Annotated in this window: 10 protein-coding genes and 1 pseudogene; 9 read left to right on the top strand and 2 right to left on the bottom strand. The window is 64.3% G+C overall.

The window, feature by feature from the left end:
- The first annotated feature begins 246 nt into the window (after positions 1–246).
- On the top strand, positions 247–1,272 hold the full coding sequence (locus U5805_RS26890) for a porin (RefSeq protein ID WP_322106548.1): 1,026 nt from the start codon (positions 247–249) through the stop codon (positions 1,270–1,272).
- A gap of 112 nt (positions 1,273–1,384) precedes the next feature.
- On the opposite strand, the gene U5805_RS26885 is transcribed toward U5805_RS26890, so the two are convergent.
- Positions 1,385–3,091: a site-specific integrase gene (locus tag U5805_RS26885; RefSeq protein ID WP_322106547.1), complete on the bottom strand. Its 1,707-nt coding sequence runs from the start codon at positions 3,089–3,091 to the stop codon at positions 1,385–1,387.
- Positions 3,092–3,463: 372 nt separating this feature from the next.
- Between U5805_RS26885 and U5805_RS26880 the strand changes: the two genes are divergently transcribed.
- Positions 3,464–4,252, top strand: coding sequence for an amino acid ABC transporter permease (locus tag U5805_RS26880; protein WP_322106546.1), 789 nt, complete (start codon positions 3,464–3,466; stop codon positions 4,250–4,252).
- Positions 4,253–4,372: 120 nt separating this feature from the next.
- A complete protein-coding gene (locus U5805_RS26875; protein WP_322106545.1) occupies positions 4,373–5,332 on the top strand; it encodes a DUF3830 domain-containing protein in 960 nt (319 codons plus the stop codon).
- A gap of 78 nt (positions 5,333–5,410) precedes the next feature.
- Here the strand turns inward: U5805_RS26875 and U5805_RS26870 are convergent, their stop codons facing one another.
- Positions 5,411–6,748, bottom strand: a complete 1,338-nt coding sequence (locus U5805_RS26870; protein WP_322106544.1) for a PLP-dependent aminotransferase family protein — start codon at positions 6,746–6,748, stop codon at positions 5,411–5,413.
- Between the two features lie 460 nt (positions 6,749–7,208).
- On the opposite strand from U5805_RS26870, the gene U5805_RS26865 reads away from it, so the two are divergent.
- The 6 genes and pseudogenes from U5805_RS26865 to U5805_RS26840 all read left to right on the top strand — a co-directional run.
- Complete coding sequence (locus U5805_RS26865; protein ID WP_322106543.1) at positions 7,209–8,324, top strand: porin; 1,116 nt, start codon at positions 7,209–7,211, stop codon at positions 8,322–8,324.
- A gap of 384 nt (positions 8,325–8,708) precedes the next feature.
- Positions 8,709–10,760 carry a hydantoinase/oxoprolinase family protein gene (locus U5805_RS26860; RefSeq protein ID WP_322106542.1) on the top strand — a complete coding sequence of 684 codons (2,052 nt, stop codon included), beginning with the start codon at positions 8,709–8,711 and terminating at the stop codon, positions 10,758–10,760.
- On the top strand, positions 10,761–12,743 hold the full coding sequence (locus tag U5805_RS26855; RefSeq protein ID WP_322106541.1) for a hydantoinase B/oxoprolinase family protein: 1,983 nt from the start codon (positions 10,761–10,763) through the stop codon (positions 12,741–12,743). It abuts the gene before it with no gap.
- Positions 12,744–13,018: 275 nt separating this feature from the next.
- Entirely contained in the window at positions 13,019–13,978 is a 960-nt protein-coding gene (locus U5805_RS26850; RefSeq protein ID WP_322106540.1) for a hypothetical protein, read from the top strand.
- 71 nt (positions 13,979–14,049) lie between these two features.
- Positions 14,050–15,582, top strand: coding sequence for a histidine ammonia-lyase (hutH, locus tag U5805_RS26845; RefSeq protein ID WP_322106580.1), 1,533 nt, complete (start codon positions 14,050–14,052; stop codon positions 15,580–15,582).
- A gap of 14 nt (positions 15,583–15,596) precedes the next feature.
- Positions 15,597–15,953 (top strand): annotated as a pseudogene (locus U5805_RS26840) (urocanate hydratase); the annotation flags it as partial.

Genomic DNA, 15,953 nt, shown 5'->3' with positions numbered 1-15,953 from the left:
TTCTGCTTGTGTTCCGTTCAAAGGAACAAATAGTCTTTGATCGGAACGTCGTGCCACTTTAAGACTAAATAGAAGGCCGCACAATGCCGCCCGGCTCGGGACTAACCCTGCAATCCGTTTGTCCATTTCTTGCGGTCAAGGCAAATACCTATGGAGCCGCGAATTCGATCGTGCGAGCCTGAGTGTATCCCTATCAACGTAATAACGTTCCGTTGATAGAAACAAAAACTCAGGAGGTCGTTTTCCATGAAGCCACGTCGGCTCGTCGTTCTTGGACTTTTTGCTCTTGCTGGGCCTCGCGTCGCGCATGCTCAAAGCAGCGTTGCGCTATATGGCATCGTTGACGAGTTCATACAGGTCGCAAATACCGGCGACGGCTACAAGGCCGCCCTGCAATCGAGCGGCCAATGGGCGAGCCGGATCGGGCTGCGCGGAACGGAGGACATCGGCAATGGGAACGCCATCAACTTCGTGCTGGAGGACGGTTTCACGCCAAGTACGGGAGCGTCCGCCGATCCGGCTTCGATCTTTAGTCGTCAAGCCTGGGTAGGTGCGTCGGGACGATGGGGCGAGGTCCGGTTCGGAAGGCAGAATTCTCCGGTCTTCATCACGCTGGGACGTACCGACGCATTCGCCGCCGTTACTCAGGCATCGGGACTCGACAACTTTTCGACATATACGATTCGCACCAGCAACACCGCTTCGTACATTTCACCGCTTTTCGGCGGCGGGTTTCAGGTCAGTCTGTACGGGGGCCTCGGCACGTCGGGCGGATTCAGGCAGCCGGGATCGAACTATCAGTACAGCGTGACTTACGACCACGGGCCGTTCGCCGCGCACTACGCGAGCCAGGCGGTCTGGAGCACGACGAACGGCGCGCTGGACCGGTCATCGACCGCCGCGGCGTCCTATGCGATCGGCGCGGCCACGGTCTATCTCGGATATCACAGCGTGGACTGGCCCGACATCGCCGCGAAATACCGCGTCTATTCGCTGTCGGCAAAGTACGCATTTTCCCCGGCCGGCACGTTGGCGCTCGGGGCCGCGTATCTGCGGGACCGCACGACGAAAGATAACGACGCGGAACAGATTTCGGCGCTTTACAACTACTTTCTGTCCAAGCGGACGAACCTCTACGCGGCCGTTTCGTTCTTGCGAAACAGAAACACATCGAACCGCACGCTGGTGGGCGCCGCGAATGCCGGCCCGACGCTCGCTTATCCGGGTGCGGACGCGCGCGGTATCCAGATCGGGCTGGTCCAGAAGTTCTAGGCAGCGTTGCGCGCCGAAGTGCCTTCCGTCAGCGTAAAAGCCGTTCGGGCACTTCCGCCCGATAGTACGTTAGGTACGACTGCGCCGCGGCATGTTCTACGCTCCGGACTCCTCATTTTCGTGCGGCGAATGCTTCGCCGATTTGCCTCGCCCGCTTGACCTCATCGCTATGGAGATAGATCGAGGTCGTCGAGACCGATGCGTGGCGCAGGTTGTCGCGCACGGTGGTGAGTTCGGCGCCGCGGCCGAGCGCGTGCGTGGCATGCGTGTGCCGCATCCAGTGCGGACTCGCGCGGCGCAGTTTTTCCGCGAGCGGAGCATGGTCGGCTTCGATGGAATCGGCGGCCAGCACGAAAAAACGCCTCAGCACGCCCCATAGCCGCGCGCTGCTGATCGCCGCATTGCTTTCGGCTTCGAGACTGCCGATCACCGGCGTCTCCGGCCGCCACCTCGCCGTTGTCACCGGCAGGCCGCGCTCCGCCAGATAGCGTGCAAGCGCTTCCCATGCCAGCGGCGGCAGCGTCACGCGCGCGAGCTTGCCGCCTTTCCCGGCCACGCGCAGCCAGTGATCGCCGCGCGGATTGGTTTCGACGTGACCCAGCGTGGAGCCGACCAGTTCGCTCGCACGCAAGCCCGTGGCGTAACCGAAATCGAGCAGGAAGCGCAGACGCTGCGCGGCGGCCGCCGACCAGCCATGCGACCATTCGAGGCCGTCGGCGATGGTGCGGACCAGCGCCCATTCGCCTTCGCTGAAGGCATGCGATGCATCGAGCGCCGAGCCGGCATGGCCGCCGCGCACCTTGACGCCCGCGAAGGGATTGGCCAGCACGTAGCGCTGCTCGATGAGCCAGCGGAACAGCGCACCGAGAATCGACAGCGCGTGCGCGACCGAGCGCGGCGACAGGCTGCCGTTGAACGGCCGCCAGTCGGGCGACGAGCGTGGGCGTACCGGCCCGACCCAGCGTCCGCGCGGCGACGGGTGACGCAGGAACGCGCGGTAGGCGATGGCATCTTCGGTGGTGAGCGACGACAGCGCGCGGCCGCGCTCGACGATCGCCCAGAGGATCAGCCGCTCGGCTTCCTTGCGGTAGGTACGCTGCGTGGCGGGCGACTCGTGGAGCGCGAGCCAGGTTTGCACGGCCTCGTAGTCGTTGGACGCATCGAGCGTGCAGGAGGCCGCGGGCGCGCGGAACGTTCCTTCGGAGCCGTCGACCTCGTGCGGCAACCGGATGGATTCCCACGGCACGATTTCGCTGCGCTGGCTCGCGGCGATCAGCGCGCGCGCCTTTTCCGTGAGCGCGGGCCAGGCGGCGAAGAACGTTTCGATCGCGCGGGCACTGGCCATTCCGAGTCCCGGGATGGCTTTCCACCACTGGCGCCGGCGTGGAATGCGCACGGTGAGGTCCGCGAGCGTGACGATGCCGTGGGCGTTGAGCACCCGTACGGCGCGCGGCGCGAGCCACTGCGCGATGTCGTCGGCGATCTGCGGCTCGGGAGGTTGGGCGGTTCGCAGCGTCTCGATTGCCAGCGCGACGGCCTTGGCGTGCCGGCTGCGGTCAGCGGCGGAGTGGTCGAGGAGGGCGGCAAGATCCTCGCGATGCGCTGCGCGGGCGAGGGCGACGAGACGACGGCGCAGGCGGCCGACGACACCGCGCGCGGACGCACCGCCGCCCAGCGCGGCGGGCAGATAGCGTTCGACCGCGGGCCGCACGGCCAGGCCCGAATACCACGCGCGCAGCGCGGCCAGTTCGGCGGCATCGGGAAAGCCTGAGGGCTGCGCGGAGGCCGGGGCGGGTAACGGGGTGGGGCGCGTTTTCATGAACCCGAGTTTACTTCATGAACGAATGCCTTGTGATAAGGATAGTTATCTTTATAGCGATGTTGTGCGCAGATTTCTGGAGAAAACTTCGGCCGACCGAGATCGGTCCGGTGCCGCCCACGCATCGCTTCGACGCGATTCTTGCGCTGCCAAAACCGGCCCGCGCGCTCGTGCGCACACTGCGCCAGCGTCCGCGCGCGTCCGCCTCTTTATGTTCAATAACAAAAAAACTATTGTACAAATTTAATTGAATACATAAGCTTCTTCTCCATCGAACGACGGTTTTCGTCGCGCTGGACTCGAAAGCGAACGACGGTCTCCCGGCTGATCAAGTGCATCACATGTATCCGTTTGAATGTCTGGAGGCTGGCCATGCAGCACCTTCCGCATTTCGTTTTCGACATGCCGTTTTTTCTGCGTTTCGTTTTCGATCCGCAGCCTGCGCTGTTGCAGGGGCTGGTCAGTACGGTGCTGGCGGCGGCGGTCGCGCAGTTGCTGGGCACGGTGCTGGGCGCGCTGCTGGGGCTCGCGGGCATGCATCGCGCGCTCGTATTGCGTGTCTTCAATCAGGCCTACATCTGGTTCTTTCGCGGCACGCCGGTGCTGGTTCAACTGGTGCTGATCTATTTCGGCTTGCCGTATCTCGTGGGCTTCGATCTGTTTCCGTCGGTGATGGCGATCGGGCCGGTTCATTTCAGCGGCGCGTTGCTGGCGGGCATCATCGCGTTCGGCCTGCACGAGGCGGCCTATATGAGCGAGATCACGCGCGCAAGCGTGGGTTCGATCAGTCCCGGCCAGACCGAAGCGGCACTCGCGCTCGGCATGACGCCGGCGCTGGCGATGCGGCGCATCGTGCTGCCGCAGGCGGTGCCGCTCATCGTCCCGGCGCTCGGCAACCAGTTCAACAACATGCTCAAGACGACGGCGTTGCTGAGCGTGATCGGCGTATCGGAAATGTTTCGTGTGGCCGAGCAGATGCAGGCCGCCACCTTCATGACCTTCGAGGTTTATCTCGGTGTTTCGGTGTACTACCTGATTTTGACGGGCGTATGGACCTTCATTCAGCACGGTCTGGAAGCGTGGGTTTCGCGCGGGTGGGCCAACAACAAGCGGCGCGGCGCGAAGGCGGCGAAGTCGCCGAGGCCGCGCGCATACGGCTGAAGCCCCGTCGTTCACGAGCCGAAAACAGCCGCCCGCGCGCCGGGCGGCAGCGCAGCGCCCGAGGGTATGCCGGGACGGTGCAACCCCTTTATCCGGTGGTCTTTTTTAAAGAGGTGTTTGATGGGACGTTTAATCGATATTGCCTGGCCGCAACTGAATGTGAAGGTCGTGGCCGAACTCAATGACGAGCGCAACCCGGAGTTGTGCGAAGAGTTCTGGCAGCAGTTGCCGTTCAAGGTAACGCAGGCGCACCCGGTGGTTTCCGGCGCGTCGATGTACGCATGGACGCCGGTAGTCAGCAGCGCGCCCGTGCATCACCGGGAAATGATCACGGATTGCCCGATCGGCCGCCTGCGCTATTCGCAATCGACCGGCAACAAGATGTCGGTGCAATACGGCAAGGGACAGGAGCCGCTCGCGCAGCCGGTGCTGGGCCAGGTGCTGCCCGAGTATTGCCATCTGCTGCCCGCAGTCGGCAAGGCCGTGTGGAACAACCTGTTCTACGAAAAGGATGTGATTTTCCTGGAAGTGTCCGCGCATGAGGGGCAGGGGCATCCGGGTGTTCCGGCCAAGCCGGCGAATCTTTCGCCGCTGGCGGAAAAGCTTTATGCGGAAGCCGAGCGCATTCAGTTGACGGAGCCGGAAGAAATTCGCGCGCTGCGTCTGGGCGAGGTCAAGGACGCGGGCACGTACGGCCAGTATTTCAGCGCATGGGATTTCGCCAACGGCATGCTGCGCGACTACATCATGTACACGATCTATCCGATCCTGACGCTGGCGGGCAAGCTGGAGCCGAAGGATTTGCGTCTCGTCCTGAACGAACTCGACGTACCGTACTCGGATTATCTTTCCGTGGTCGGTTTCAAGAAGCTCGAAGCGCTCGCCGGTGAAGTGCGCGACTACGTCGCGAAGGCGGAAACGAAGGAAGAAATCCAGCAGGTGCTGCGCGCGTTCCTGCAATACGGCAACCGCTTGTGCGCGTGGTCGTACCAGATGTTCCCGTGGTATCTCGGCATGTTCTATAACCGCAGCACGGATGGCCAGGAGCGTCCGGGCCGCTGGCGCCCGGACGTCGCTTGAGCGTCGAATAGATCGTCGCTCGGCGCGCCTTGAATAAATTGATTCGGACTCCGATGCAAAGTCGGAGGTCCGGACGATTCAGCGCGGCGTGGGGCCGTCGAATGTGCCGGCGGCCTGCGTGAGCGCGTCGGCGATGGCATCCGCCTGGTCCATGCGGAAGCTCGTGGCCACGCGAATGTGCGGGCGCGGCGTCACCTGAAAGCGCGAGCCGGGTTGCACCGCGATCCCGCGCGCGGCGAGGGTCACGAGTGCGTATTGCTGATCGGCGACGGGCAGCCAGATGCACAAGGTGTCCTGCCCGCTCACCGCGACGCCGCGGTCCGCCAGCGCGCTCGCGAGTATGCCGCGCCGCTTGCCGTAGGTGATGCGGGCCGCCTCGATCTGCTGCAACGCTTCGGGATCGGTCAGCAAGGTGGCGGCCGCGCACTGAAGGATCCGGCTGGTCCAGCCTTCGCGAAAGTTGCGATAGGCCTGAACCTGGTCGGCGAACTTTTCGGAGCTGGAAATCACGGCCAGCCGGAAGTCGGTGCCGAGCGATTTGGAAAACGTGCGGATGTGTACCGTGCGCTCGGGAAACGCCGAACCGAGCGACAACGGCCGGTGACTCGCGAGCCCGGCGAGCCCGTCCATTTCCACGATCATGGTGCCGTTGCCGGCAAGCACCTTGCGCAACTGGTTCATGCGGGCCGGTGTGACGCGCCGGCCGGTCAGCGAGTGCGAGCCCGGCTGATAAACGAACGCGACGGGGCGCTGCTCCATCGCGGCCGCCAGCGACTCGGGCAGCGGGCCGTCTTCGTCGCAGTCCACGCCAACCGCGCGCGCGCCGAGCTTTTCGAGGATGTCGAATACGCGCAGTACCGTGGGGTCTTCGATGGCGACCGTCGCGCCCGGCACGACGATCATCTGCAACGCCGCATGCAACCCGTCGTAGCCGCCGTTCACCGCCGTGAACGCGCAATTCGTATAAGGCCAGTCGGCCGATACGACGGCCTTCAGCTCGTGCGAAATGTGCTCGCGAATATAGCTGTGCAGGTTCTGCGCGCGATGCGCCGAAGCCAGCGCGCGGCGAAGGTCGGGGAGAAGGTCGGGGTCGGGCGAGGCGAAGCGCAGGTCGGCCTGGATGTTCTCGCCGTAGTTTGCGAAGTCTTCATAGCGAGCGGGCCGCAGCGACGACTGGTCGCCGCGCACCCAGGTGCCGGTGCGGCCGTTTCCGCTCACCATGCGCACGGCGCGCAGATGCTTCCACGCGCCCGAGACCGTGGCCGGGCTCACGCCGAACGCCTCGGCGAGATCGCGCACGGGCGGGAGTTGCGTGCCGACCGGGAGTTTGCCGTCGCGAATCAGCTGCGCCACCTCCAGCGCAATGCCGCGCATCGTTCTCGCACCGACGTGCGCGACCAGCATCTTGACGTCCATGCCGCTCTCTTATGTTCAATAACAAAAATCCGATTGTACAAGTTTTCGCCGCGGCTGGCTAGACGGAGCCTTGGGGCGAAGCGGGTATTGTTGAATGGACGACTGACAAAGGCTGCGGAGAACGGCGGAACTGCGGGGCGTGCCTCGGCACGCCGGTTTATGTTCAACAAAATACCACAGCTTTTTATGGCGAGCACGTTCTGCCGCCCGGCGAAATCCGGCGGCGGAGGCGGGTCCTGTTCCGCGCCGTGTTCGATGCCGGCCGTACCCTGTTGCCCGTTTTTGTTCAATAACATAAAAATAATTGTACATTTATTTTGAAGTACATAAGCTGACTTCAACGTCGTCGGACAGCAGCTTGAAGTCAAAGGTGAGAAGTCCCGCGCAAAAAGTAGTTTGTCGTGACGCAGCTATTCACAATCAATCAGTTAGGATTACTACTTGGTTAGGGGTCTTCACAATGAAAAACCGGGTGGCGGCAGTGGCCGCACTTGTCTGCATGGGGTCGGTAACCGGCGTGGCTCGCGCGCAAAGCAGCGTGACGCTATACGGCTTGATCGACGAGGGCATCACGTACGTCTCGAACGTGAACGGAAAGAGCAGCCTGGGCATGGCGAGCGGCATTGCCCACGGCGACCGCTGGGGTCTCAGGGGTAAGGAGGACCTGGGCGGCGGTCTTTCGACGATCTTCGACCTGGAAGGCGGCTTCAACCTGAACACCGGCGCGACCGGCAACGGCGGTGCGATCTTCGGCCGCCAGGCGTGGGTGGGAATTCAGAGCGATCAGTGGGGCGCCGTCACCGCCGGCGATCAGTACGACATCATTTCCGACTACCTGTGCGATTACAACGTCGGCTTCTATGCCAGCGGGTACGGCATTCACGAGGGCGACATCGACCGTATCGAGTGCGACCGGCTGCCCAATGCGGTGAAATACACGACGCCTCGCATCGGCGGCTTCAAGGGCGGCGTGATGTATTCGTTCAGCAACACGCCGGGCGATTTTCATGACGGCAGCGCGTGGGAAGTGGGCGGCAATTACATTCACGGGCCGCTGCATCTCGCGATCACCTATGCATCGCTGCCGGGCCATTCGATCGACCCGTACGGCCAGCTCGGCACGCCGGTGTTCTTCGGTCAGACCGTCGCGACGGTCACGAGTACCAAGGCCACCGATCTCGACACGTCGTTCGTGCTGGACAAGTACCGCATTCTCGGCGTGGGCGGCAGCTACGAGATCGGCAAGGTCACGCTGATGGCCAATTTCACCGACACCGAACTCGGCTACAAGGGCATGACTTCGTACATGCATGTCTACGAAGCGGGCGCGCTCTACCATCCCACGCCTCTGTGGACGCTCGTGGCCGGCGCGCAGCACGACGCGCTGCAAGGCCACACCTGGAACCAGGTTTCGGCGGGCATTCTCTATTCGCTTTCCAAGCGCACGACCGTGTACGTCTCCGGCGACTACATCAAGGCTTCGGCCGGCGTGCATCCGGAACTGGGCTGGTTCGTTTCGCCTTCCCTGTCGAACCAGCAGTCGGACGTGCGTGTGGGCATGTCGCACAAGTTCTGACGCAATTCGATGGTTCGGCCCCGTCCGCCGCGCGTGTCGGCGGGCGCCGCTCTGGAGAAGAGATGCCGCGCGAATGCCGCGGTCTCTTCTCCCATTTTTTTGCGTGAATTTTTTTTGCGCGATCGACATGAACCGCGGCGGATCTGCTCCGTTGAATGGCCGCGCGCGCCCTCGTTTTGATCGAATTTATGTTCAATAACATAATAATGATTGTACATTTTAAATTGTGAACATAAGCTCGGTCATGACGAATGCGGAACGGCATGTTGCGCATGAGCGATCGGCAACGCGCTTCAAACGGCCGGTTGTCCTGATCACCCGAACGATGGAGAACGAAGTTGACGGAAGCGACCCAGCCTTTGCGCACGACCACGCGGAGACAAGATGCTTAAGATCGGAGTGGATATCGGCGGCACGTTCACCGACTTCGCCGCATGGCGCGATGGCGGTCAACACCCGGTCGAAACCTTGAAAGTCCCGTCGACGCCGCCGGATTTCGCCGAAGGTTTCAAGCACGGCTGCGAGGCGATCCTTGGACGGATGCAACCGCGCGACGGCGAGCCGATCGTGCTGGTTCACGGCACGACCGTGGCGACCAACACGGTCATCGAGCGAAGCGGGCCGCCCATTGCGCTGTTCACCACGGCGGGCTTTCGCGACATCCTCGAATTGCAGCGTCTGCGCTTGCGCCGCGCCATCGACCTGCTGGGCGACCGCGTGCAGCCGCTCGTGCCGCGCGAGCTGGTGTTCGAGATTCCCGAGCGCATGGCGTCGGACGGACGCGTGCGCAAGCCCATCGATCTCGACGCCGTGGCGCGCGCCGCGCACGAAGCGAAGGCGGCGGGCGTGGAAGGCATCGCCGTGGCGTTCCTGCACAGCTTTCGCAACCCCGCGCACGAAGAAGCCGCGCGCCAGGCGATCAGGGCCGCGACCGGCATGGGCAACGTGTCGATCTCCAGCGACATCTGGCCGAAGATCGGCGAATATGAGCGCGCCATCGTCGCGGTGCTCAACACTTACGTGAAGCCGCGCATGACGGCGTATATCGCCGAAATCGAACAATGGCTGCGCGGGCGTTTGCCCGACGCGAAGCTGTTCATCATGCAGTCCAACGGCGGGGCGCTGGCCGCCGCCGAAGCGCGCGAATTGCCGGTTCATACGCTGCTTTCCGGGCCGTCGTCCGGCGTCTCGGCGGCGCAATATCTTGGCGCGTCGCTCGACGAGCGCTGCATGCTGACCATGGACATGGGCGGCACCAGCACCGACATCTCGCTGATCCAGGACGGCGAGGCGTCGATTACCGGTGATGCGGAAGTCGGCGACTTTCCGTTGATGATGCCGGTAACGGGCATCGACGCGATCGGCGCGGGCGGCGGCTCGGTCTGCTGGATGGACGGCGGCGTGCTGCGCGTGGGTCCGCGCAGCGCGGGCGCGCGGCCCGGCCCGGCGTGCTTCGGCCACGGCGGCACGCAGCCGACCACCACGGACGCGTATCTGTTGTGCGGCCTCATCCATCCCGATCATTTTCTGGGCGGCCGCATGAAGCTCGACCGCGCGGCCGCCGAAGCCGCGATGCAGCCGATCGCGCGTGCCCTGAACACCGACGCGGTCTCGGCCGCCGAAGCGTGCCTCACCGTCGCGACCTCGAACATGGTGGCGAGCGTGCTGCCTTATCTCGCGCGCTACGGGCTCGATCCGGCCGATGTCACGCTGGTCGTGTATGGCGGCGCGGGCTCGCTGCACGGCCCGTTGCTCGCCGCCGAACTGGGCATGGGCCGCGTGCTGGTGCCTGTCATGCCTTCGGTGTTCTGCGCGTTCGGCGGATTGGTCGCGGGCCTCACGCACGACAAGGTCAAGAGCATGCAAGGCATCGCGGTGGACGCCGGCGTGATCGTTCGCGAGTTTTCGACGCTGGCCGAGGGCGCGCTGGCGTGGCTGGCCAATCAGAAGGTGGGCGCGGCCCTGCGCGCGACGATGCTCGAATATCGCGCGGAGGCGCGCTATCGCGGGCAGTCGTTCCAGCTCACGGTGAACGTGCCCGAGGACGCCGCGAAATCGGGCGACCTCGCGACGATCGAGCGCGAGTTTCATCGTCAGCATGAACGTCTGTACGCCCATGCGGACCCCGGCGCGGCCGTTGAATTCACCGAATTTCGCGTGCGCGTGCGCGGCATGTTGCCCGCGCCCGCCGCGGGGTCGATTCCGGCACGGCACACCGCCGGCGAAAACGATGCGGTGGTCAGCCGGCGCACGCTACAGATCGGCGGCCGCGCCACACCCAACTGCAACGTCTACGCGCGCGAGCGGCTGCGCGCGGGAGACCGGCTCGCCGGAACGGCGATCGTCGAGCAGCACGACACGACGATCCTCGTGCCGCCGGGCTATCTGGCCAGCGTCGACGCGCACGGCAATATCCAGTTGACGAAGGAGCTTTGAATGGACGCGGTTCGCACAGCAGTCATGAACAACCGCTTTACCGCCATCGTGGAGGAAGCCTCGGCGGTGATGTATCGCACGGCGCACACGACCTTCGTCAAGCTCGTGCAGGACTACCAGTGCGCGGTGGCAACGCCCGAAGGCGAGATCTTCGCGTACCCGAGCCAGGCCGGCGTGAATTCCTTTATCGGCGTGCCGTTGCAGAAGACGATCGAGCGGCTGCACGAACTCGGCATCGAGGAAGGCGACTGCTTTCTCACCAACGATCCTTTTTCGACCGACGGTCTCGTGACGCACATGATGGACGTCACGATGGTTCGCCCGATTTTCTTCGAAGGCAAGCTGATCGCGTTTTCCTGGGGTTTCGTGCATGCGTCGGATATCGGCGGGGCCGTGCCGGGCAGTATTTCGCCTGCCTTTACCGAGGTGTTTCAGGAAGGCATCCGCATTCGCCCGGTGAAGCTCTACCGCAAGGGCGAGATCAACGAGGACGTGCGCATGCTGCTGCTCGACAACAGCCGCATTCCCGACGACCTCTGGGGCGACATGAAGGCGATGCTGTCGGCGCTGCAAAGCATGGACCGCCGCTTTCGGCAGCTATGCACGGCCTATGGCCGCGCCGACGTGGAGCAGGGCATGCACGACGTGCTCGCGTTCGCCGAGGCCAAGGCGCGGTCGGTCATCGCGCGGATTCCCGACGGCACCTACGCGTTCAGCGACTATCTCGAGGGCATCGAGCCGGGCCAGTTCACCTATATCCGGTGCGCGATGCGCGTGGCCGGCGACCAGGTCGCCTTCGATTTCGCCGGCACCGATCCGCAGATTCCGGCGGCCTACAACTTCGTGAGCGGGGACCGGACTCACCCGTACACGGTGCAGGCTTTTCTCTACTACCTGCTGACGGTCGAGCCGGATGCGCCGCGCAACGCCGGCCTGTTGCGCGCGATCACGATGCACGCTCCGCGCGCGACCGTCATCAACGCCGAATTTCCGGCGGCCGGCGGCTCGCGCGTGGCCGCGAGCACGCGCGTCTACGACACGCTGCTCGGCTGCCTTCAGCAAGCGGTCAAGGGCGGCCTCACCGCATCGGGGCCGGGCATGTCGGCGGTGATCGTGCTTGCCGCGCGGGACCCGCGCAGCGGCGCGCGCCAGGTCAGCGTCATCAATCCGCTATGCGGCGGCGGCGGCGGCCGCGCGGGCAGCGACGGCACCGATGCGATCGATTCGCGCTCGGGCTATCTGAAGAGTGTGCCGACTGAAGTCATCGAAGTCGAAACCGTGCTGTTCGTTCATGCAAACCGCCTGCTCGAGGACAGCTATACGCCGGGGCGCTGGCGCAGCGGCGCGGCACTCGTGATGGAAATGGAAAACACCGACCCCGAAGCGACGATGACGATTCGCGGCATGAACCGGTTCTCGTTCCGGCCGTGGGGCGTGGAAGGCGGCCGCCCCGGACGCATGGCCGAAGTCGTGCTGAACCCCGGCAAGGACCACGAGGAAGTGCTGCGGCGCGTCACCGTGCTCAAGCTCAAGCGGGGCGACGTGCTGCGCCTCGTGACGCCGGCGGGCGGCGGCTTCGGCGACCCGCTCGAACGCGATCTCGATGCGATCCGCCATGACATGCGTCGCGGCATGCTCTCGCGCGACAGCGCCTCGAAGGATTACGGCGTCGTATTCGGCGCGGACGGTTCGATCGATACGCAAGCGACGCTGAGCGCTCGCGCCCGGCGTCGCGCGCAACAACCGCATGCACCGTTCGACCTGGGTCCGGAGCGCAACGCTTACGACGCGATCTGGCCGGACCCGGTGCGGACCCGCTTCGCGATGGCCGCGCTCGAACAGCCCAGGGCGCATCGCCAGTTGCTCGTCGACGCCGTGCGCAAGCGCCTGACCACGGCCGGAGAAACGGTGACGGAAGCGCTGCTGGAACAGGCGATAACGGAAGAAGCCGCGCGCCTCGCGGGAGATCGCGTCGCGCACTGAGGGCCGCCGATCGTCACCGAGCGCCGCGCGTGCCCGTGCGGCGGTTCGAGCGATCGGCGGGCGCGGCGATCTCGCTGCTGGGTGTGCCTGGTTTTGCCTGGATGTGCCTGGTTTTGCGTGGCGCTCGCGACGTTGAGCGCAACGTTTGATCTAGCCGCAACCGTGGATCGATCCGGCGCCCGAAGTTCTCGCGAAGCGCTCGGGAAACAAAACATGAAGCGCGTTTTAAGGTTAGTGATCCTGATTATTTTCGATGGAGAAGAACGATGTCCGGGATGCAACGAAGTCTGAGTGATTTTATCGACGAAGTGAAGACGCTCACGCACCGAATGATGAGCGAGGAGCCGAAGGAAATCGCCGACCTGCGGCTTGGCGAGATGGATATCCCGGCCGGCAGCTACGGCCAGTATTTCGGCACGTGGGACATCGCGCACGGCATGCTGCGCGACTATTCCATGTACACGATGTACCCGCTCGTCGTGCTGGCGGAAGATCAGGACGTGGAGCCGCGCACGATGTCGAAGGTCGTGGACGCGCTCGACCAGTCGTACAGCAACTATCTGCGCTATAGCGGCTTTCCGAAGATGGGCAAACTGGCGCTGGAACTGCGCGCGCACCTGAAGGCCAATCCCACGAAAGAAGAGGTCGTCGCGGCCTTGCGTGCCTTCACGGAATATACGAACAAATTGCAGGCGTGGTCGTTCCATTATTTCCCGTGGGGTCTCGGCAAGTATTTCCGTTATCCCGAGGAGCGTTTGCAGTCGGCGCCGCCGCCGGTCTCCGACCTCGGCGCAACGCGCGCCCACATCAAAACCGGCCAGCGGATTCGCATTAGCTGGGAGCCGCTCGGCATTACCGTCAACGCTACGCTCGCGAGCAACGAAAACCCGGAACTGTGCGCCGATCTCGTGGCGGCGCTGCCGTTCTCGACAATCCAGGATCACGCCGTGGTGACGGGCGAATCGATGTATGCGTGGTCGCCGTTCGTGAGCACCGCGCCCATCCGCCTGCGCGAGCGCATCTGCGACGCGCCCATTGGCCGCCTGCGCTTCTCGCAGTCGACGGGGCAGAAGTTCATCGTCCAGTATGGCCCGACGACCGAAGACCTGGCGCAGCCGGTGCTCGGCGAAATCGACGAAGCCGATGTCGCGAAGCTCGCGGAAGTGGGCAAGGCGGTATGGGAGTCGACTTTCGAATCGAAGGCGCTCATCTGGATGAAGGTCGAACTGGCCTGAGGCGGTAACGGGAAATACACGAGGCGAGCTGGCAGCCGGCGCGCTTCGACGAACGAATGGACAGGATGCACATCATGATTCTCACCCCCGGCAAACTCACGCTTGCCCAATTGCGTCCGATCGCGCGCACCGACGTCGCGCTCACGCTCGACCCCGAAAGCCACGCCGCCATCGACGCGGGCGCGCATGCCGTGACGAAGATCGTCGCGAAGGGCGAGCCGGCCTACGGCATCAATACCGGTTTTGGACGCCTCGCGAGCACGCACATCCCGCCCGGGGAGCTGGAGTTGCTGCAACGGAATCTCGTGCTGTCGCATTCGGTCGGGGTGGGCGAGCCCATGTCGCGTCCGGTCGTGCGGCTCATGATCGCGCTGAAGCTGTCGAGCCTCGGACGCGGCAACTCCGGCATCCGGCGCGAAGTGATGAACCGGCTCATCGCCCTTTTCAACGCGGACGTCTTGCCGGTGATTCCGGTGAAGGGGTCGGTGGGCGCTTCCGGCGATCTGTCGCCGCTCGCCCACATGTCGGCGGTGTTGCTGGGCGTGGGCGAGGTCTTCGCGAAGGGCGAGCGTATGAGCGCGCGCGAGGGGCTGGAACTGGCCGGCGTCGCGCCGCTCGCGCTGGGCGCGAAGGAAGGACTGGCGCTGCTCAACGGCACGCAGGCGTCTACCGCGCTCGCGCTGGACAATCTCTTCGCGATCGAGGACCTCTATCGCACGGCGCTGGTGGCCGGCGCGCTCTCCGTGGACGCGGCCATGGGCTCGGTCGCGCCGTTCGACGCGCGCATTCATACGCTGCGTGGGCATCATGGGCAGATCGAGGCGGCGCGCGCGTATCGCACGCTCTTGCAGGACTCGCCGATCAACGCGTCGCACGCGAACTGCGAGAAGGTGCAAGACCCTTATTGTCTGCGTTGTCAGCCGCAGGTCATGGGCGCGTGTCTCGATCAGATCCTGCATGCGGCAAATATTCTGCTGATCGAAGCCAACGCCGTGTCCGACAACCCGCTGGTGTTCCCGGAAACGGGCGAAGTGATTTCCGGCGGCAATTTCCACGCGGAGCCGGTGGCGTTCGCCGCCGACAATCTGGCGATCGCCGCGTCGGAAATCGGCGCGATCGCCGAACGCCGCATCGCGCTGTTGATCGACGCCGCGATGTCGGGCCTGCCGCCGTTCCTCGTGAAGGACGGCGGCGTGAATTCGGGCTTCATGATCGCGCACGTGACGGCGGCGGCGCTCGCCTCCGAGAACAAGACGCACGCGCATCCGGCTTCCGTCGATTCGCTGCCGACTTCGGCGAACCAGGAAGATCATGTTTCGATGGCGACGTTCGCCGCGCGCAAGCTGTCCGACATCGCGCACAACGTGGCCCATATTCTCGCCATCGAACTGCTCGCGGCCGCGCAAGGCGTCGATCTGCGCGCACCTTGCGAGACGAGCCCGCGCTTGCTGCCGGTGTTGCGGGCCATTCGAAGCGACGTGCCGCATTATGACGTCGACCGCTACTTCGCGCCCGATATCGCGGCAATCGCGAAACAGGTCGTGGCGGGCGCGATCGCGCGTTTTTCCCCCTTCTCATTTGCCTCCGAAGGCACGCTGCATTGAGCGCAGGAGCCGCCATGAATCAATCGAAATCTGCCGCCACCCGTCTCGACACGGCGCGCACCGTGCGCGCCCCGCGCGGCGCCGGATTGACGTGCCGGAACTGGCTCATCGAAGCGCCGTTTCGCATGATCCAGAATAATCTGGACGCCGAAGTCGCCGAGCATCCGCATGCGCTCGTGGTGTACGGCGGCATCGGTCGTGCCGCGCGCAACTGGGAATGCTTCGACCAGATTCTCGCCTCGCTCAAGGATCTTGAGGATGACGAAACACTGCTGATCCAGTCGGGCAAGCCGGTGGGCGTATTCCGCACGCACGCCGACGCGCCGCGCGTGCTGCTCGCCAATTCGAATCTCGTGCCGCACTGGGCGACG

Source organism: Paraburkholderia sp. J41 (assembly GCF_905220235.1).
In the GTDB taxonomy this organism is placed as follows: domain Bacteria; phylum Pseudomonadota; class Gammaproteobacteria; order Burkholderiales; family Burkholderiaceae; genus Paraburkholderia.
This window is presented reverse-complemented; position numbering and strand designations above follow the sequence as displayed.

What these genes read in the sequence shown, in the direction of transcription:
- U5805_RS26890 (WP_322106548.1), top strand. Translation starts at nt 247, where the DNA reads ATGAAGCCACGTCGGCTCGTCGTTCTTGGACTTTTTGCTCTTGCTGGG.
- U5805_RS26885 (WP_322106547.1), bottom strand. Translation starts at nt 3,091, where the DNA reads ATGAAAACGCGCCCCACCCCGTTACCCGCCCCGGCCTCCGCGCAGCCC.
- U5805_RS26880 (WP_322106546.1), top strand. Translation starts at nt 3,464, where the DNA reads ATGCAGCACCTTCCGCATTTCGTTTTCGACATGCCGTTTTTTCTGCGT.
- U5805_RS26875 (WP_322106545.1), top strand. Translation starts at nt 4,373, where the DNA reads ATGGGACGTTTAATCGATATTGCCTGGCCGCAACTGAATGTGAAGGTC.
- U5805_RS26870 (WP_322106544.1), bottom strand. Translation starts at nt 6,748, where the DNA reads ATGGACGTCAAGATGCTGGTCGCGCACGTCGGTGCGAGAACGATGCGC.
- U5805_RS26865 (WP_322106543.1), top strand. Translation starts at nt 7,209, where the DNA reads ATGAAAAACCGGGTGGCGGCAGTGGCCGCACTTGTCTGCATGGGGTCG.
- U5805_RS26860 (WP_322106542.1), top strand. Translation starts at nt 8,709, where the DNA reads ATGCTTAAGATCGGAGTGGATATCGGCGGCACGTTCACCGACTTCGCC.
- U5805_RS26855 (WP_322106541.1), top strand. Translation starts at nt 10,761, where the DNA reads ATGGACGCGGTTCGCACAGCAGTCATGAACAACCGCTTTACCGCCATC.
- U5805_RS26850 (WP_322106540.1), top strand. Translation starts at nt 13,019, where the DNA reads ATGCAACGAAGTCTGAGTGATTTTATCGACGAAGTGAAGACGCTCACG.